The sequence below is a fragment of the Bradyrhizobium mercantei genome (assembly GCF_001982635.1).
GTDB classification, from domain to species: domain Bacteria; phylum Pseudomonadota; class Alphaproteobacteria; order Rhizobiales; family Xanthobacteraceae; genus Bradyrhizobium; species Bradyrhizobium mercantei.
This window is the reverse complement of sequence record NZ_MKFI01000008.1, coordinates 71252-88737: the sequence shown is the minus strand read 5'-3', so window position 1 is coordinate 88737 and position 17486 is coordinate 71252. Positions and strand designations below refer to the sequence as shown.

Below are 17486 nucleotides of genomic sequence, written 5' to 3'. Positions count from 1 at the left end.
ACCAGCCATGACCGATCCGGCACCCGCCAACAAACCGGCCGGGAAATCCGCTGAGTCCTGGAACCAGCGGCTGATCCGCACGCTGCTGTACGGGAGCAATGTCGACCGCGCCGCAAAGGCGCGCGCGCGCGTCGGTCTTGCGATCCTGGCGTTCGCCGCGGTCTATTGCGTGCTGGCTGGACGTCTGGTGCTGTTCGCCATCGGCGCCGACAGCCATGGCGCGCGGCGCACCGCTTCGCAGGACGCGATCGCAACCGCGCGGCCCGACATCACCGACCGCAACGGCGAAATTCTCGCAACCGACGTCAAGGCGCCGAGCCTGTTCGCCGAGCCGCGCCGCCTGATCGACAAGGACGAGGCGATCGAGCTTTTGACCGGGGCCTTGCCCGATCTCGACACCTCAGAGGTGCGCGACCGCCTGTCGTCGCGCAAGGGCTTCGTCTGGCTGAAGCGCGAGATCACGCCGAAACAGCAACAGGACATCCATCGCCTCGGTCTTCCCGGCGTCGGCTTCCTGCGCGAGAACAAGCGCGTCTATCCGACCGGCAACGAGGTCGCCCACCTGATCGGCCTGGTCAATATCGACAACCAGGGCATCGCCGGCATGGAGAAGTGGCTGGACAACAATGGTCTGGCCGACCTGCATCGCGCGGGCTTCGCCACCGACCGGCTGCAGAAGCCGGTTGAGCTGTCGGTCGACCTCCGCGTCGAGCACGCGCTGCGCGACGAACTGATCAAGGCGAAGGAGAAGTTCAAGGCCAAGGCCGCCTCGGGCCTCGTCTCCAACGTGCGCACCGGCGAGATCGTGGCGATGGTGTCGCTGCCGGATTTCGATCCGAACAATCCGAAGGAGGCGCACGATCCCGATCGCATCAACCGCCTGACCACCGGCGTCTACGAGATGGGTTCGACCTTCAAGGCGTTCACGCTGGCGATGGCGCTGGATAGCGGCCGGTTCGACCTCAACTCGATGTGGGATGCGCGGGGCCCGCTGCATTACGGCAAGTTCGCGATCCATGACGATCACAATATGGGCCGCATGATCAACATGAAGGAGGTGTTCTACTATTCCTCCAACATCGGCGCCGGGCGCATTGCGCTGGCGATGGGCGTCGACGCGCACAAGGCCTTCCTGCGCAAGATGGGGCAGCTCGAGCGGCTGCGCACCGAACTGCCGGAGAGCGCCTCGCCGATCGTGCCGAAGAAGTGGGGCGAACTGAACACCGTCACGATCTCGTTCGGCCACGGCATCGCGGTGGCGCCGTTGCAGGCGGTGATGGGCATCGACGCGCTGGTCAATGGCGGCTATTTGATCCCGCCAACCTTCCTGAAGCGCACCGAGCAGGAGGCGATGGCGCTGGCCAAGCGCGTGATCAAGCCGGAGACCTCGGACAAGATGCGCTATCTGATGCGGCTCAACGCCGAGGTCGGCACCGCCAAGAAGGCCGACGTCAAGGGCTACTATATCGGCGGCAAGACCGGCACCGCCGAGAAGGTGATCAACGGCCGCTACGCTAAGAAGCGCGTGCTGAACGCCTTCACCGCGATCCTGCCCGCCGACAATCCGAAATATCAGCTGCTGATCATGCTCGACGAGCCGCAGCCGCTGAAAGAGACCTATGGTTTCATCACCTCGGGCTGGAACGCGGTGCCGACCGGCGGCAACGTGATCGCCCGAATTGCGCCGCTTTTGGGCGTTGAACCGCGCTTCGACCTGCCGCCGTCCGACCGCCTTATTCTTGCGGCATCGAGAGCAACCCAGTAAGGCGTATATTCACGGCATGATCCGGACCGGGACGGCCGCGCTAGCGCAAAGTGCGCAGCGGTTTTCCGGGTAGATCATGCCCAAGCGACGGCGCCAGAACGGCGCCGGCCAGACTGGAAGATCATGAGACTTCGCGACCTCTTCAGCGCCGATGCCACGATCGATCCAAGTGCCGACCCTGTCGTCGTCGGCGGGCTTGCGGTCGACAGCCGCGCGGTGAAGCCGGGCGACCTGTTCTTCGCGCTGGCCGGCAGCAGGACCGACGGCACGCGCTTTGTCGACGCGGCGATTGCCGCCGGTGCGGTCGCAGTCGCCAGCGACCATCTGCCGCAAGGTCACGCGCGTGTTCCCTTCGTCATCACGCCCAATCCGCGCCGCGCGCTGGCGCTCGCCGCCGCCAAATTCTTTTCCCGCCAGCCCGCGACGATCGCGGCGGTGACCGGCACCAGCGGCAAGACCTCGGTCGCAGCCTTCACGCGCCAGATCTGGCAACGGCTCGGTCACTCCTCCGCGAGCATCGGCACCATCGGCCTCGTTTCGGACAAGCGCACCGTCTACGGCTCGCTGACCACGCCGGATCCGATCGCGCTGCATCGCCAGCTCGACGAGATCGCAAGCGACGGCGTCACCCACCTCGCGTTCGAGGCGTCCTCGCACGGCCTCGACCAGTATCGTCTCGACGGTGTGCGCATCGCGGCCGGCGGCTTCACCAATCTGTCGCGCGACCACATGGATTATCATCCCGACGTCGCGCATTACCTCAACGCAAAGCTCCGGCTGTTCCGCGATCTCGTCGCCGACGGCGGCGCGGCGGTGATCTCGGCCGATCATGATTGCTCGGGCGAGGTGATCGATGCGGCGCGCGCGCGCGGCTTGCGCATCATCGCGGTCGGTCGCAACGCCGACGCAAGCGAGGGCATCCGGCTCACCGACGCCGCCATCGAAGGTTTTGCGCAGAAGCTCGTGATCGAGCATCACGGCCGCCAATACGCGATCCGGCTGCCGCTGGTCGGCGAATTCCAGATCGAGAATGCGCTGGTCGCGGCCGGCCTTGCGATCGGCACCGGCAGCGCCGCCGATGACGTGTTCGGCTGCCTCGAACACCTTGAGGGGGCAAAAGGCCGGCTGGAATTCGTCGGCGAGCACAATGGCGCGCCGATCTTCGTCGACTACGCCCATAAGCCCGACGCGCTCGCCAAGGCGTTGCAGGCGCTCCGGCCCTATGCGAGGCGCAGGCTGGTCGTGATCTTCGGTGCCGGCGGCGACCGCGACGCCGGCAAGCGCCCGATCATGGGCGCGATCGCCGCCGAGAATGCCGATCAAATCATCGTCACCGACGACAATCCACGCAGCGAGAAGCCGGAGGCGATCCGCGCTGCGATCATGGCCACCGCAAAGGGTGCGCGCGAGATCGGCGATCGCGCCGCCGCGATCCGCGCCGGCATTGCCGGCCTCGCGCCGGGCGATGCGCTGGTGGTCGCCGGCAAAGGCCACGAGGTCGGGCAGATCGTCGGCAACACGACGCTGCCGTTCAGCGACCATGAAGCGGTTGCTGCCGCGTTAGCTGCGGAGGGCGCATGAGCACATTGTTATGGACTTCAGATGCGATGGCGACCGCGATGCGTGCCGTCACGCAGGGCGCGCTGCCGGAAGGCGTCACCGGGCTCTCGATCGACAGCCGCACCATCGCGCCGGGCGAGGCGTATTTCGCGATCAAGGGCGACGTCCATGACGGCCATGCCTTTGTCGAGACGGCGCTGAAGGCCGGCGCCGGGCTTGCCGTGGTCGAGGCCGCGCAACGCAACAAGTTTCCCGCCGACGCGCCGCTCTTGGTGGTCGACGACGTGCTCGCCGGTCTCGTCGAACTCGCGCATGCCTCACGCGCGCGGCTCAATGCGCAGATCATCGCGGTAACCGGCTCGGTCGGCAAGACCTCGACCAAGGAGGCACTGCGCCGCGTGCTGTCGGCGCAGGGCGAGACCCATGCGTCGGTCGCGTCCTTCAACAATCACTGGGGCGTGCCGCTGTCGCTGGCGCGCTGCCCGGCGAGCACGCGCTTCGCAGTGTTCGAGATCGGCATGAACCATGCCGGCGAGATCACGCCGCTGGTGAAGATGGTGCGGCCGCATGTCGCCGTCATCACCACGATCGAGCCGGTGCATCTGGAGTTCTTCGCCGGCATCGAGGCGATCGCCGACGCCAAGGCGGAGATCTTCGCAGGGCTCGAGCCCAATGGCGCGGTCGTGCTCAATCGCGACAACGGACAATTCGCCCGGCTGCAGAAGCAGGCCAAGAAGGCCGGCATCTCGCGCATCGTCTCGTTCGGCACCGACAAGCGCGCCGAGGCGCGGCTGATCGACCTCTCGCTGCACGCGACCTGCTCGGCGGTGCATGCCGATATCCTGGATCACGACATCACCTACAAGATCGGCATGCCCGGCCGCCACATGGCGATGAACTCGCTCGCGGTGCTCGCCGGCGCCGCGCTGCTCGGCGCCGATATCGCACGTGCGGCGCTGTCGCTGTCGCAGCTCGAGGCGCCGACCGGCCGCGGCTTCCGCCGCACGCTGGAGGTCGGCCATGGCGAGGCGACGCTGATCGACGAGAGCTACAACGCCAATCCGGCCTCGATGGGTGCCGCGCTCAACGTGCTCGGCCAGGCCCGGACCGGGGCGCATGGCCGCCGCATCGCCGTGCTCGGCGACATGCTCGAACTCGGGCCGACCGGGCCCGATCTGCACCGCGGCCTCAACGAGGCCGTGACCGCCAACCGCATCGACCTCGTATATTGTTGTGGTCCGCTGATGCGGAATCTGTGGGATGCCCTTTCCACCGGCAAGCGGGGAGGCTATGCCGAGAGCTCGGCGGCGCTCGAAGCGCAGGCGGTCGCCGCGGTCCGTGCCGGTGACGTGATCATGGTGAAGGGCTCGCTGGGATCGAAGATGAAGCTCATTGTCAGCGCGCTGGAAAAACGCTTCCCCGACAAGGCCGCACACGAAGAAGCGGTATAGGACCCTTTGAATGTTCTACTGGTTGATCGAACTGTCCAACACCGTTCCGGGGTTTGGGGCATTCCGCAGCGGCCTGAACGTGTTCCGCTACATCACCTTCCGCACCGGCGGCGCGATGGTGACCGGCGCGCTGTTCGTGTTCCTGTTCGGGCCCTGGATCATCGATCATCTGCGGCTGCGGCAGGGCAAGGGCCAGCCGATCCGCACTGATGGTCCGCAGTCGCATTTGATCTCGAAGAAGGGCACGCCCACCATGGGCGGGCTGATGATCCTGTCCGGGCTCGTGGTGTCGACGCTGCTGTGGGCCAATCCGCTCAATCCCTATGTCTGGATCGTGCTGGCCGTAACGCTCGGCTTCGGCTTCGTCGGCTTCTATGATGATTATTTGAAGGTCACAAAGCAGTCACACTCTGGCTTCGCCGGCAAGCTCAGGCTGCTGATCGAGGCGGTGATCGGGCTCGCCGCCACCTACGCGCTGGTCCGGCTCGGGCGCGACGTGTCCTCGACCTCGCTCGCGATTCCCTTCTTCAAGGACATCGTGATCAACTTCGGCTGGTTCTTCGTGATCTTCGGCACCTTCGTGATGGTCGGTGCCGGCAATGCGGTGAACCTGACCGACGGCCTCGACGGCCTTGCGATCGTGCCTGTCATGATCGCGGCCGCGAGCTTCGGCATGATCTCCTATCTCACCGGCAACGCGGTGTTCTCGGATTACCTGCAGATCAATTACGTCGCCGGCACCGGCGAACTGGCGGTGCTGTGCGGCGCGGTGTTGGGCGCGGGCCTCGGCTTCCTCTGGTTCAACGCGCCGCCGGCCTCGATCTTCATGGGCGACACCGGCTCGCTCGCGCTCGGCGGCATGCTTGGCGCCACCGCGGTTGCCGTGAAGCACGAGATCGTGCTCGCCGTGATCGGCGGCCTGTTCGTGCTGGAAGCGGTCTCGGTGATCGTGCAGGTCACCTCGTTCAAGCTCACGGGCAAGCGCGTGTTCCGGATGGCGCCGCTGCACCATCATTTCGAGCAGAAGGGCTGGACCGAGCCGCAGATCGTGATCCGGTTCTGGATCATCTCGGTGATGCTGGCGCTCGCCGGCCTCTCCACCCTCAAGCTGCGCTGAGCGCCGCCATGATCCCGGTCACCTCCTTCGCCGGCAAGACGGTCGCAGTGTTCGGGCTCGGCGGCTCCGGGCTTGCGAGCTGCCATGCGCTGAAGGCCGGTGGCGCCGAGGTGATCGCAGCCGACGACAATGCCGACAACGTCGTCAAGGCGGCGCAGGCCGGCTTCACCACTGCCGACCTGCGTACCGTGTCGTGGGCGAATTTCGCCGCGCTGATCCTGACCCCCGGCGCGCCGCTGACCCATCCGGCGCCGCATTGGAGCGTGCTGAAGGCGCGCGAGGCCGGCGTCGAGGTGATCGGCGACGTCGAACTGTTCTGCCGCGAGCGGCGCCGTCACGCGCCGAACGCGCCGTTCGTCGCGATCACCGGCACCAACGGCAAGTCGACCACGACGGCGCTGATCGCGCATCTGATGAAGGTCGCCGGCTACGACACCCAGATGGGCGGCAATATCGGCACCGCGATCCTGTCGCTGGAGCCGCCGCGGATGGGCCGCGTCCATGTGATCGAGATGTCGTCCTACCAGATCGACCTCGCGCCGTCGCTCGATCCCTCGGTCGGCATCCTGATCAACATCAGCGAAGACCACATCGATCGCCACGGCACGCTGGAGCACTACGCCGCGGTGAAGGAGCGGCTGGTCGCGGGCGTGCAGCCGGGCGGCACCGCCATCACAGGCGTCGATGACATCTGGTGCCGCAACATCGCCGACCGGCTCGACCGTGCCGGCAGGAGCGTGGTCCGCATTTCGGTGAAGAATCCGCTGCCCGACGGGCTCTATGTCGAGCACGAGACCATCGTGCGCGCATCGGGCGCGGCGCGCAGCGAGATCGCGCGCCTCGGCGGCATCGGTTCGCTGCGCGGCCTGCACAATGCGCAGAACGCCGCCTGCGCCTCGGCCTGCGCGCTGGCGATCGGCGTCGCGCCCGATGTGCTGCAGAACGGCCTGCGCAGCTTTCCGGGTCTCGCACACCGCATGGAGCAAGTCGGCCGCCGCGGCAACGTACTGTTCGTCAACGATTCAAAGGGCACCAACGCCGATGCGGCCGCGCATGCGCTGTCGTCCTTCGCCGACATCTACTGGATCGCGGGCGGCAAGCCGAAGGCCGGCGGCATCACGGGGCTATCAGAATATTTCCCGCGCATCCGCAAGGCCTATCTGATCGGCGAGGCGGCGGCCGAGTTTGCCGGCACGCTCGGCGAGCGCGTGCCGCACGACATGTCCGGCACGCTCGACGTCGCCATCGCCAGCGCCGCGCGCGATGCGGAGGCGTCGGGCCTCGCGGAAGCCGTCGTGCTGCTGTCGCCGGCCTGCGCCTCGTTCGACCAGTACCGCAATTTCGAAATCCGCGGCACCGCCTTCCGCGACATCGTCCAGGCGCTGCCGGGCGTCAAGCCGGTGGTGTGACGACCGCCAAATCCTGGGATGGGGTTTCGCTGCACTCTACCCATCCGCAGCCAAAGCCGCCCCGCATTCTCAGCGTCGTCCCTGCCTAGTGCGCAATTGCGCACGGGAGCAGGGACCCATAACCACGAACGGTTGTTGGTGAGCGATGCTGGGACGACCGAGTCCCTTCAACAATATCCGCCGCGGAGTGTGGGTCCCTGCTTTCGCAGGGACGACGCGCGGAAAGAGCCGCACCATCGTCGTCCTGGCGAAAGCCAGGACCCATTACCCCAAATGTCCGTTGTTGCGCGATGCCGGGACCGCGATCCCGTTCACAATCAAATTCGGTGGTTATGGGTCCTGGCTTTCGCCAGGACGACAGCAGTGGTTGGGGCGCGCAATCCACCTCCCTCAAAAGTTACCCAACCCGTTAACCCCTTGGAAACCATCCTGCGCCACGAATGGACGTTATCTCTGCCATCTGGGGACGCCCATGCTTGCCCGTGACCAACGCACCCCGTTCTCGGACTGGTGGTGGACCGTCGACAAGTTGCTGCTTGTCGCGATCGCCGCGTTGATGCTGGCCGGGGTCATCCTGTCGCTGGCGGCGAGCCCGCCGGTCGCGACTCGGATCGGGCTCGATCCGTTCCACTTCTTCAATCGCCACGTCATGTTCCTGGCGCCGTCGCTGATCGTGCTGATCGGCGTCTCGTTCATGACGCCGCGGCAGATCCGGCGCACCGCGCTGATCGTGTTCGCGGTGTCGATTGCGCTGATCGTGCTGACGCTGCTGGTCGGGCCCGAGGTCAAGGGCTCGCGGCGCTGGATCACGCTGCTCGGCGTCAACATCCAGGCCTCCGAAGCCGCCAAGCCCGCCTTCGTGATCGTCGCGGCCTGGCTGTTTGCGGAATCGACCAAGCGGCCGGAGATGCCGGCGACCTCGATGGCACTGGTGCTGCTGCTGACGCTGGTGACGCTTTTGGTGATGGAGCCTGACTTCGGTCAGACCATGCTGATCCTCACCGTGTGGGGGGCGCTGTTCTTCATCGCGGGCATGCGGATGATCTGGGTGTTCGGGCTCGCCGGCGCCGCCGGCGCGGGCCTGTTCGGCGCCTATCTGTTGGTGCCGCACGTCGCCGGCCGCATCAAGCGCTTCATGAATCCGGCCTCCGGCGACACCTTCCAGGTCGACACCGCGATGGAGGCGTTCTGGAACGGCGGCTGGTTCGGGCTCGGGCCGGGTGAGGGCATCGCCAAACGCAGCCTGCCGGACAGCCACACCGACTTCGTGTTCGCGGTCGCGGCGGAAGAATTCGGCATCATCCTCTGTTTGATGCTGGTCGCGCTGTTCGGCTTCATCGTGATCCGCACGCTGACCCGCGCCTATGCCACCGAGGACATGTTCTCGCGCTTCGCGGCGTCGGGGCTTGCGATCCTGTTCGGCGTGCAGGCGACGATCAACATGGCGGTCAATCTGCAATTGATCCCGGCCAAGGGCATGACGCTGCCGTTCATCTCCTACGGCGGATCCTCGTTCGTCTCGCTCGCCTATGGCGTCGGCATGATGCTGGCGCTGACGCGGCAGCGGCCGCGCACCGAGATCGAATCGATGGAAGGCGCCAGCGCGCAGCGCGCCTACGCGTAGGTGACTGTGACTGCGGCCTCGGCTATCTGGAAAACATGGACAACGCGCCCCTGATTCTGCTGGCGGCCGGCGGCACCGGCGGCCACCTGTTCCCGGCCGAAGCGCTCGCCGTGGAATTGGTCAGGCGTGGCCTGCGCGTCCGGCTTGCGACCGACGGCCGCGCGCTGCGCTATTCCGGACTGTTTGGCCGGGAGAGCATCGACCTGGTGCCGAGCGCGACCGTGCGCAGCCGCAACCCGATCTCGCTGGCGCAGACCGTGCTGATGCTCGGCTACGGCACGCTGGTTGCCGCCAACCTGGTGCGCCGGCTGAAGCCCGCGGCCGTGGTCGGCTTCGGCGGCTACCCGACGTTGCCGCCCTTGATGGCGGCGCGGCTGCTCGGGGTTCCCGGCATCATCCACGATGCCAATGCGGTGCTCGGCCGCGCCAACCGCTTCCTCTCCGGCCGCGTCAACGCGATCGCGACCTCGCTGCCCGGCGTGCTCGACCGCGATCCCGCGCTCGCCGGCAAGGCGACCACCGTCGGCACGCCGATGCGGCCTGCGATCCTTGCGGCAGCCGCGGTGACGTACACGCCGCCCGAGGTGAACGGGCCGCTGCGCCTGCTCGTCGTCGGCGGCAGCCAGGGCGCGCGGGTGATGAGCGACATCGTGCCGCCGGCGATTGAGAAGCTTGATCCCGCGCTGTGGAGCCGGCTCATCATCACCCAGCAGGTGCGCGAAGAGGATATGGCGCGGGTGCGCGAGGTCTACGACCGGCTCAAGATCAATGCCGAGCTCGCGCCGTTCTTCGCCGATCTGCCGGCGCGGCTGGCCTCGAGCCAGCTCGTGATCTCGCGTTCCGGCGCCGGCACGGTTGCCGAGCTCGCCGCGATCGGCCGCCCCTCGATCCTGGTGCCGCTGCCGGGCGCGATCGACCAGGATCAGTTCGCCAATGCCGGCGTGCTGTCGCAGGCGAACGGCGCGCTGCGCATCGCGCAGAGCGACTTCACGCCGGAGCGGCTCGCGGCTGAAATTGCGGCCTTCGCCGCCGAGCCCGCGAAATTGACTGCGATGGCGGCGGCTGCGCGCGGTGTCGGCCGGCTCGATGCCGCCGAGCGGCTGGCCGATCTGGTTGCCAAGGTGGCCGGGATTTGATGCGCCAATCCGGCAGGATGCCGGGGGAGAGTTAGATCATGACGGGTCTGTTGATCCACTCCGTCTCGGAATTCTCGGACCTGATCCTGGAAGGCCTGCGCCTGGCGGATGCACGCGACATCGTCGAGATCGGCGCCGAATATGGCGGGATGTCCGCGTTGCTTGCAGAACACTGCAATGGGCGCGGCGGCCAGCTCACCAGCGTCGATCCGGCGCCGAAGCGTGAATTCCTCGATTGGGTTTCCGCAAATCCCAATGTGCGTCATGTTGCGAAGACCAGCCTCGACGCGTTCGGCGAGCTTGATGCGGCCGATGCCTGGATCGTCGATGGCGACCACAATTGGTACACCGTCTATCACGAGCTGCGGCAGATCAACGCGATCAGCCGCCGCGCCGGCAAGCCGGTTCTGGTCTTCCTGCACGATGTCGGCTGGCCCTGCGGGCGCCGCGACATGTACTACGCGCCCGAGCAGATTCCCGCCGCGTATCGCCATCCGCACAGCTACCACGCCGGCGCCACGCTGGATCGGCCGGTGCTGGTCGAGGGGCGTGGATTTCGCGGCGCCGGCCTCGCCGCATTCGCCAACACCTCCGGCGGCGCGCGCAACGGCGTGATGACCGCGATCGATGACTTCCTGGCCGAAGAGCTGGCGCAGGGCAGGGAGTTCGGCTTCGCCGAGATCCCCGCGGTGTTCGGCTTAGGGGTGCTGTTCGATATGGATGCCGCCTGGAGCGCGCAGCTTGCCGAGCTCGTGCTGCCCTACCACCAGAACAAGCTGCTGCGTACGCTCGAAACCAACCGGCTGCGCAACTATCTTCGCGTCATCGAGATGCAGGACGAGTTCGCGGCGCGCGCCGTGCGGCCGGGAGCGGCGTAGCCGCCGGGCCGGGATGGAGATACCCGCGACGTCAGATCGCCAGCACTGGCCGGTAGCCGGCAACAGCGGCATTTCCACGGCCGCGGAGTGGAAAAAGCCCTTGTCACGCCGGGGAAAAGCGGGGCATCCAGTAGTCCGCGCCATAGCTACCAGGCGCACAGAGAAGCCAAATCGTCCGCTCCGCAGCGCAGCTCGCACAGGACGGATGATGATGTCAGGAACCGGATCATGAGACTGCCGCGCGAGATCGGACCCATTCACTTCGTCGGGATCGGCGGCATCGGCATGAGCGGCATCGCCGAGGTGCTGATCAATCTCGGCTACACCGTGCAGGGCTCCGACGCGTCGGACAATTACAATCTCGACCGGCTGCGCAAGAAGGGCGCCAAGGTCTCGGTCGGCCACGCCGCCGAGAATGTCGATGGCGCCGATGTCGTCGTGGTCTCGACCGCGATCAAGCGCGACAATCCCGAACTGATGGCGGCACGTGAGCGGCGCATCCCGGTGGTGCGGCGCGCCGAGATGCTGGCGGAATTGATGCGGCTGAAGAGCTGCGTCGCGATCGCCGGCACCCATGGCAAGACCACCACGACCACGATGGTCGCGACCTTGCTCGATGCCGGCGGGCTCGACCCGACCGTGATCAACGGCGGCATCATCAATGCGTATGGCTCCAATGCGCGGCTCGGCGCGGGCGACTGGATGGTGGTCGAGGCCGACGAGAGCGACGGCACCTTCCTCAAGCTGCCGTCCGACGTCGTCATCGTCACCAACATCGATCCCGAGCATCTCGATCACTTCAAGACCTTCGAGGCGATCCAGGACGCGTTCCGCAATTTCGTCGAGAACGTTCCATTCTACGGCTTTGCCGTGATGTGCACCGATCACCCCGTGGTGCAAACGCTGGTCGGCAAGATCGAGGATCGCCGCATCATCACCTACGGTCAGAACCCGCAGGCCGACGCGCAGCTCAAGGATCTGACGCCGATGGGCGGCGGCTCGAAATTCACCGTCGCGATCCGCGATCGCAAGTCCGGCGCGGTCCATGAGATCGCCGACATCATGCTGCCGATGCCGGGGCGCCACAACGCGTCGAATGCGACGGCAGCGATTGCGGTAGCGCATCAGCTCGGCGTGTCCGACGATGTCATCCGCCAGGCGATGGCCGGCTTCGGCGGCGTCAAGCGGCGCTTCACCAAGACCGGCGAATGGAACGGCGTCACCGTGATCGACGACTACGGCCATCATCCGGTGGAGATCGCAGCCGTGCTGAAGGCGGCGCGGGAATCCACCAACGGCAAGATCATCGCCGTGGTGCAGCCGCATCGCTACAGCCGCCTGCAGTCGCTGTTCGAGGAATTCTGCACCTGCTTCAACGATGCCGATGCGGTCGTCGTCGCCGAGGTCTATCCGGCCGGCGAGGCGCCGATCCCAGGCATCGACCGCGATCATTTCGCCGCCGGCCTGCGCGCCCACGGCCATCGCAACGTGGTGCCGCTGCCGAATGCCGGCGAGCTCGCGACGATCGTGCACGGCCTCGCCAAGTCCGGCGATCTCGTCGTCTGCCTCGGCGCCGGCAACATCACGCAATGGGCGTATGCATTGCCCGGCGAACTGAAGGCGCTGGAGTGATGATGTTCATCGCGAGCGACGAACACCGCCCGTTCGGCTCACCCCTCTCCCTAACCCTCCCCCGCAAGGGGGGAGGGAACCCACCCGCCGGTGCCCTCCTGACTCCTTCAAGGGGGCAGAGCACAGTCGTGACTCGCGGTAAGGTGAGCACGCTCGTCAGGCTCCCTCCCCCCTTGCGGGGGAGGGTTGGGGAGAGGGGTAAGCCCCGGGCGCTGACAGAAATCGTAGCACGCTACGATCTCGATCAAGTTCGTGCATCGATCGACGCGCCATGACCTTCCCCGACATCACGCCCGATCTCAAAGCCGCGATGCCGGAGCTGCGCGGGCGGCTGCTTGCGAACCAGCGGCTTGCGGAGCTGACCTGGTTTCGCGTCGGCGGTCCGGCGCAGGTGCTGTTCACGCCGGCCGACGAGGATGATCTCGCCTACTTCCTGAAGCGCCTGCCGCAGGAGTTGCCGGTCTATGTCGTCGGCGTCGGCTCCAACCTGATCGTGCGCGACGGCGGCATGCCTGGCGTCGTGATCCGGCTCGCGCCGCGCGCGTTCGGCGAGACGAGTGCCGAGGGCGATGTCGTCACCGCGGGCGCTGCGGCGCTCGACAAGCGCGTCGCCGAGACGGCGGCGGCCGCCAATATCGGCGGCATGGAATTCTTCTTCGGCATTCCCGGCACGGTCGGCGGTGCGCTGCGCATGAATGCCGGCGCCAACGGCGGCGAGACCAAGGATGTGCTGATCGAGGCCACCGGCATCGGCCGCGACGGAACGAAGCACACATTCGGTAATGCCGACATGAAGTTCGTCTATCGCAACAGCGGCGTCGATCCGTCCATCGTCTTCACCTCGGCGCGCTTCCGCGGCACGATCACCGATGCCGAGGCGATCCGGGCTCGCATGAACGAGGTGCAGACCCATCGCGAGACCGCGCAACCGATCCGCGAGAAGACCGGCGGCTCGACCTTCAAGAATCCGCCCGGCAACAGCGCCTGGAAGCTGATCGACGCCGCCGGTTGCCGCGGCCTCAAGGTCGGCGGCGCGCAGGTATCGGAGATGCACTGCAATTTCCTGATCAACACCGGCAACGCCACCGGGCACGACATCGAGACGCTCGGCGAGACGGTGCGCGAACGGGTGAAGCAAGCCAGCGGAATCGAGCTACACTGGGAAATCAAGCGGATCGGGAAAAGCTGATGCAGGTGACCATTCTGTTCGGCGGCACCAACAAGGAGCGGCTGGTCTCGGTCGCAAGCACGCAGGCGCTGCATCGCGCGCTGCCTGACGCGGATCTATGGTTCTGGGATGTCGACGATACCGTGCATGCGGTGACGTCGGAAAAACTGCTCGGCCATGCGCGTCCCTTCGAGGTCGATTTCAAGCCCGACGGGCGCGGCATCCCGCTCGACCAGGCACTCGACAAAGCGGGCGCCGAGCAGCGCGTGCTGGTGTTCGGTCTGCACGGCGGCCGCGCCGAGAATGGCGAATTGCAGGCGATGTGCGAGATGCGCGGCGTGGCGTTCACCGGCTCCGGCTCGGCGTCGTCGCATCTTGCGTTCGACAAGCCGTCGGCGAAGCGCTTCGCCGCGATCGCGGGCCTCAATGCGCCACAGGGCATCAGCGTCGAACAGATCGACGACGCCTTCGCGAAACACGGCAAGCTGATCGCAAAGCCCGCCAAGGACGGATCGAGCTACGGGCTGATCTTCGTCAACGCCAAGCAGGACCTCGTCGCGGTCCGCAACGCGGCGCAGCACGAGGAGTATCTGATCGAGCCGTTCGTATCGGGCGTGGAGGCGACCTGCGGCGTGCTCGAGCAATCCGACGGCAGCGTGTTCGCGTTGCCGCCGATCGAGATCGTGCCGGGGGAAGGGGCCTTCGACTACACCGCCAAATACCTCCTGAAATCGACCCAGGAGATCTGTCCCGGCCGCTTCGCGCCGGAGGTGACTGCCGCGATCATGGATCACGCGTTGCGTGCGCACCGCGCGCTGTCCTGCGCCGGCTACTCGCGCAGCGATTTCATCGTCTCGGCCAATGGCCCGGTCTACCTCGAGACCAACACGCTGCCCGGCCTGACCGCGGCATCACTGTACCCTAAGGCCTTGAAAGCACAGGGCATCGCCTTTGCAGACTTCCTCAATGACCAGGTCGAGCTCGCCCGGCGCCGCGTTCGTGGTTAAGGCCGGTCGGGCGGGAACCCGCCCGACTCGGCCGGATGGAACCCGGGCGCTGTTGCTAAAATGCTAACGGGTTCGCGGCAAAGTACTCATAGCGTTGATCAAAACACGCTCCAGGCCGAACTCATTTACTGTTTGTTTACCAGGAAGCCCGAAGGTTAACGCTGGCGGCGCATGTAGCGCTTGGCTGCCGGGGCGTGAGCTGTCGCGGATTACCGCTTCGAGGATCGCAACCAGGGAACAGGGGGCCACTCTAATCCCAACCGGTTTGCCGAGACGTGACCTGTGCCGGGACCCGCGGGGTTTGCGGGCACAACATGTGACGAGCTCGTGCAATGGATGGTGCAGGACGCCTCACTCGATCGCTGCGATCGCTGGGGCCTCAAGCTGACCTGAGAGCAGCCGCTATTGGAGCGGCGGTGCTGCTGCGCGAGTATCTCGCCGCCCATTTCGCTCGCCGCCGCCGGGCGCCCGCCAGGCGTCCGCAGGTGATCGATCGCGAGCCGCCCAACCGCTACATCCTGCTGGTCGAAACCTATCTGCCGCGCCGCATCGGCCTGGTCGCGACGCTCGCGATCCTGTTCGGCAGCCTGGGCTTCGGCATCGTCAAGGGCGGCCATGTCGAGGAATTCACCACCGCGCTCAGCGACACGCGCAACGCGCTGGCCAATTCCGCAGGCTTCCGCATCACCACCGTCGGCATCAACGGCCGCAAGCAGCTGAGCCAGGACGAGGTGCTTGCGATCGGCGGCGTCAACGGCCGCTCCTCGCTGCTGTTCCTCGATGCCGATACCGTGCGCGCCAAGTTGAAGGCCAATCCCTGGATCGCGGATGCCACGATCCTGAAACTCTATCCGGGCCGGCTGCAGATCGACATCGTCGAGCGCACCGCCTTCGCGCTGTGGCAGCAGAACGGCCGCCTGTCCGTGATCGCCTCCGACGGCGCGGTGCTCGAGCCCTATGTCTCGCGCCGCTTCCTCAATTTGCCGCTGGTGGTGGGCAAGGGCGCCGATACGCGCGCCCAGGATTTCCTGGCGCTGCTCGACCGCTATCCGCAGGTGCGCTCGGTGACCAAGGCCGCGATCTTCGTCGGCGAGCGGCGCTGGAACCTGCGCCTCAAGGACGGCCTCGACGTCCGCCTGCCCGAGAACGACGTCGGCAACGCGCTGGCCGCGCTCTCCAGGCTCGACAAGGACGAGAAGCTGTTCTCGCGCGACATCGTCGCCGTCGACATGCGGCTGCCCGATCGGCTGATCGTGCAATTGTCGGAGGAAGCCGGCAAGGCGCGCGACGAACTGTTCAAGGACAAGAAGTCCAAGAAGAAGGCCGGTGACTCCGCATGACCGGCCTCGATCGCAATCTGACCCCGAAGACCCGCCCGATGCAGAAGCGCACCGCGATGGTGGCTTCGCTCGACGTCGGTTCCAGCAAGATCGCCTGCATGATCGCGCGGCTCAGGCCGTCGCCGCCGAACGAGGCGTTGCGCGGCCGCACCCACGCGGTCGAACTGATCGGCTACAGCCAGATCCAGTCGCGCGGCGTCAAGGCCGGCTCCGTCGTCGATCTCGCCGAATGCGAGAAGGCGGTGCGCCATGCCGTGGCGCTGGCCGAGCGCATGGCCAAGGTCCGCGTCGAATCCGTCCTGCTGTCGGTCTCCGGCGGCAGGCAGCATGGCCAGCTGGTCGAAGCCGCGGCCGATATCCGCGGCGGCTCGGTGACCTCGGACGATATCAGCCGTGTCACCTCCGCCGGCATGCGCCACGCCGCCGGCGCCGGCCGCACCGTGCTGCACGCGCTGCCGGTCGGTTACGCGCTCGACGGCGTCAAGGGCATCCGCGATCCCAAGGGGATGGTGGCGCGCCAGTTCGGCGTCGACATGAACGTCGTGACGTCGGATGCGACGGTCGCCAAGAACCTGATGCTGGTGGTCGAGCGCTGCCATCTCAACGTCGAAGCCATGGCATCGAGCCCCTATGTCGCGGGCCTGTCGGTCCTGACCGATGACGAGGCCGACCTCGGCGCCGCCGTGGTCGAGATGGGCGCGGGCTCGACGACGATCGCGACCTATTCCGGCGGCCGCCTCGTGCATGCATCCGGATTTGCGCTCGGCGGGCAACATATCACGATGGATCTTGCGCGCGGCATCGGCGCATGCATTGCGGATGCCGAGCGAATCAAGACCTTATACGGCACGGTGCTGACCGGCGGTTCGGACTCGCGCGAGCTGATGTCCGTCCCCACTGCAGGCGATGATCGGGAGACTCCGCAGATCGTGTCTCGCGCCACGATTGCGAACATTGTCCGGCATCGCGCCGAGGAGATTTTCGAAATGGTCCGTGACCGGCTCGCGGATTCCCCCTTTGCGGCAGAGCCGAGGGCGCGCGTCGTGTTGAGCGGCGGCGCGTCGCAGCTCACCGGCACCGTCGAGCTCGCCGCCCGTATCCTGAACCGCCAGGTCCGCATCGGCCGCCCGCTCGGCTTCGGCCGGCTGCCGAACGAGGCGAAGGGCGCCTCGTTCTCGGTGCCGACGGGCCTCCTGGTCTATCCGCAATACGCACATCTTGAACATGTCGAACCGCGGCGCACGCGGCAGCTCAGGACAGGGACAGACGGTTACTTCGGAAAGGTCGGACGATGGCTTCGCGAGGGCTTCTGATGACCGCACCCCGGCTCATTGCATTTTCACCAGCTCCCGTGGCCAGCGGCCGGGACGAACCAACGCGCGCATAATCGAGAGAGGCA

Annotated in this window: 13 protein-coding genes and 1 pseudogene; all 14 read left to right on the top strand. The window is 66.5% G+C overall.

Annotation, left to right across the window (positions count from 1 at the left end; translation table 11 throughout):
• Positions 1 to 7 precede the first annotated feature (7 nt).
• Positions 8 to 1765 carry a peptidoglycan D,D-transpeptidase FtsI family protein gene (locus BI327_RS33245; protein ID WP_076865598.1) on the top strand — a complete coding sequence of 586 codons (1758 nt, stop codon included), beginning with the start codon at positions 8 to 10 and terminating at the stop codon, positions 1763 to 1765.
• Between the two features lie 123 nt (positions 1766 to 1888).
• Positions 1889 to 3346: a UDP-N-acetylmuramoyl-L-alanyl-D-glutamate--2,6-diaminopimelate ligase gene (locus BI327_RS33240; RefSeq protein WP_076865597.1), complete on the top strand. Its 1458-nt coding sequence runs from the start codon at positions 1889 to 1891 to the stop codon at positions 3344 to 3346.
• The gene (locus BI327_RS33235) at positions 3343 to 4776 is read left to right on the top strand and encodes a UDP-N-acetylmuramoylalanyl-D-glutamyl-2,6-diaminopimelate--D-alanyl-D-alanine ligase (RefSeq protein ID WP_076865596.1); all 1434 of its coding nucleotides are present in this window, start codon (positions 3343 to 3345) and stop codon (positions 4774 to 4776) included. The genes BI327_RS33240 and BI327_RS33235 overlap by 4 nt, the downstream gene beginning before the upstream one ends.
• 10 nt (positions 4777 to 4786) lie before the next feature.
• On the top strand, positions 4787 to 5893 hold the full coding sequence (gene mraY, locus BI327_RS33230; RefSeq protein WP_076865595.1) for a phospho-N-acetylmuramoyl-pentapeptide-transferase: 1107 nt from the start codon (positions 4787 to 4789) through the stop codon (positions 5891 to 5893).
• 8 nt (positions 5894 to 5901) lie between these two features.
• Entirely contained in the window at positions 5902 to 7302 is a 1401-nt protein-coding gene (gene murD / locus BI327_RS33225) for a UDP-N-acetylmuramoyl-L-alanine--D-glutamate ligase (RefSeq protein WP_076865594.1), read from the top strand.
• A gap of 472 nt (positions 7303 to 7774) precedes the next feature.
• Positions 7775 to 8926 carry a putative lipid II flippase FtsW gene (ftsW, locus tag BI327_RS33220; protein ID WP_076865593.1) on the top strand — a complete coding sequence of 384 codons (1152 nt, stop codon included), beginning with the start codon at positions 7775 to 7777 and terminating at the stop codon, positions 8924 to 8926.
• Positions 8927 to 8961: 35 nt separating this feature from the next.
• Positions 8962 to 10062: an undecaprenyldiphospho-muramoylpentapeptide beta-N-acetylglucosaminyltransferase gene (murG, locus tag BI327_RS33215; protein WP_076865592.1), complete on the top strand. Its 1101-nt coding sequence runs from the start codon at positions 8962 to 8964 to the stop codon at positions 10060 to 10062.
• Between the two features lie 38 nt (positions 10063 to 10100).
• Positions 10101 to 10940, top strand: coding sequence for a class I SAM-dependent methyltransferase (locus BI327_RS33210; protein ID WP_076865591.1), 840 nt, complete (start codon positions 10101 to 10103; stop codon positions 10938 to 10940).
• A 228-nt stretch (positions 10941 to 11168) separates the two neighbouring features.
• Entirely contained in the window at positions 11169 to 12572 is a 1404-nt protein-coding gene (murC, locus tag BI327_RS33205) for a UDP-N-acetylmuramate--L-alanine ligase (protein WP_076865590.1), read from the top strand.
• A gap of 271 nt (positions 12573 to 12843) precedes the next feature.
• A complete protein-coding gene (gene murB / locus BI327_RS33200) occupies positions 12844 to 13761 on the top strand; it encodes a UDP-N-acetylmuramate dehydrogenase (protein ID WP_076865589.1) in 918 nt (305 codons plus the stop codon).
• A complete protein-coding gene (locus tag BI327_RS33195; RefSeq protein ID WP_076865588.1) occupies positions 13761 to 14747 on the top strand; it encodes a D-alanine--D-alanine ligase family protein in 987 nt (328 codons plus the stop codon). The genes murB and BI327_RS33195 overlap by 1 nt, the downstream gene beginning before the upstream one ends.
• Positions 14748 to 14845: 98 nt before the next feature.
• A pseudogene (locus BI327_RS43350) lies at positions 14846 to 15140 on the top strand (D-alanine--D-alanine ligase); the annotation flags it as partial.
• A complete protein-coding gene (locus BI327_RS33190; RefSeq protein ID WP_076865587.1) occupies positions 15080 to 16087 on the top strand; it encodes a cell division protein FtsQ/DivIB in 1008 nt (335 codons plus the stop codon). The pseudogene BI327_RS43350 and the gene BI327_RS33190, both read left to right, overlap by 61 nt.
• Positions 16084 to 17400 (top strand): cell division protein FtsA, encoded by a 1317-nt coding sequence (ftsA, locus tag BI327_RS33185; RefSeq protein ID WP_076865586.1) that lies wholly within the window; start codon positions 16084 to 16086, stop codon positions 17398 to 17400. Before BI327_RS33190 ends, ftsA begins: the two co-directional genes overlap by 4 nt.
• Positions 17401 to 17486 lie beyond the last annotated feature (86 nt).

Excerpts from the sequence above, each read along its gene's own strand:
- BI327_RS33245 (WP_076865598.1), top strand. The coding sequence starts at position 8 with ATGACCGATCCGGCACCCGCCAACAAACCGGCCGGGAAATCCGCTGAG.
- BI327_RS33240 (WP_076865597.1), top strand. The coding sequence starts at position 1,889 with ATGAGACTTCGCGACCTCTTCAGCGCCGATGCCACGATCGATCCAAGT.
- BI327_RS33235 (WP_076865596.1), top strand. The coding sequence starts at position 3,343 with ATGAGCACATTGTTATGGACTTCAGATGCGATGGCGACCGCGATGCGT.
- mraY (WP_076865595.1), top strand. The coding sequence starts at position 4,787 with ATGTTCTACTGGTTGATCGAACTGTCCAACACCGTTCCGGGGTTTGGG.
- murD (WP_076865594.1), top strand. The coding sequence starts at position 5,902 with ATGATCCCGGTCACCTCCTTCGCCGGCAAGACGGTCGCAGTGTTCGGG.
- ftsW (WP_076865593.1), top strand. The coding sequence starts at position 7,775 with ATGCTTGCCCGTGACCAACGCACCCCGTTCTCGGACTGGTGGTGGACC.
- murG (WP_076865592.1), top strand. The coding sequence starts at position 8,962 with ATGGACAACGCGCCCCTGATTCTGCTGGCGGCCGGCGGCACCGGCGGC.
- BI327_RS33210 (WP_076865591.1), top strand. The coding sequence starts at position 10,101 with ATGACGGGTCTGTTGATCCACTCCGTCTCGGAATTCTCGGACCTGATC.
- murC (WP_076865590.1), top strand. The coding sequence starts at position 11,169 with ATGAGACTGCCGCGCGAGATCGGACCCATTCACTTCGTCGGGATCGGC.
- murB (WP_076865589.1), top strand. The coding sequence starts at position 12,844 with ATGACCTTCCCCGACATCACGCCCGATCTCAAAGCCGCGATGCCGGAG.
- BI327_RS33195 (WP_076865588.1), top strand. The coding sequence starts at position 13,761 with ATGCAGGTGACCATTCTGTTCGGCGGCACCAACAAGGAGCGGCTGGTC.
- BI327_RS33190 (WP_076865587.1), top strand. The coding sequence starts at position 15,080 with ATGGATGGTGCAGGACGCCTCACTCGATCGCTGCGATCGCTGGGGCCT.
- ftsA (WP_076865586.1), top strand. The coding sequence starts at position 16,084 with ATGACCGGCCTCGATCGCAATCTGACCCCGAAGACCCGCCCGATGCAG.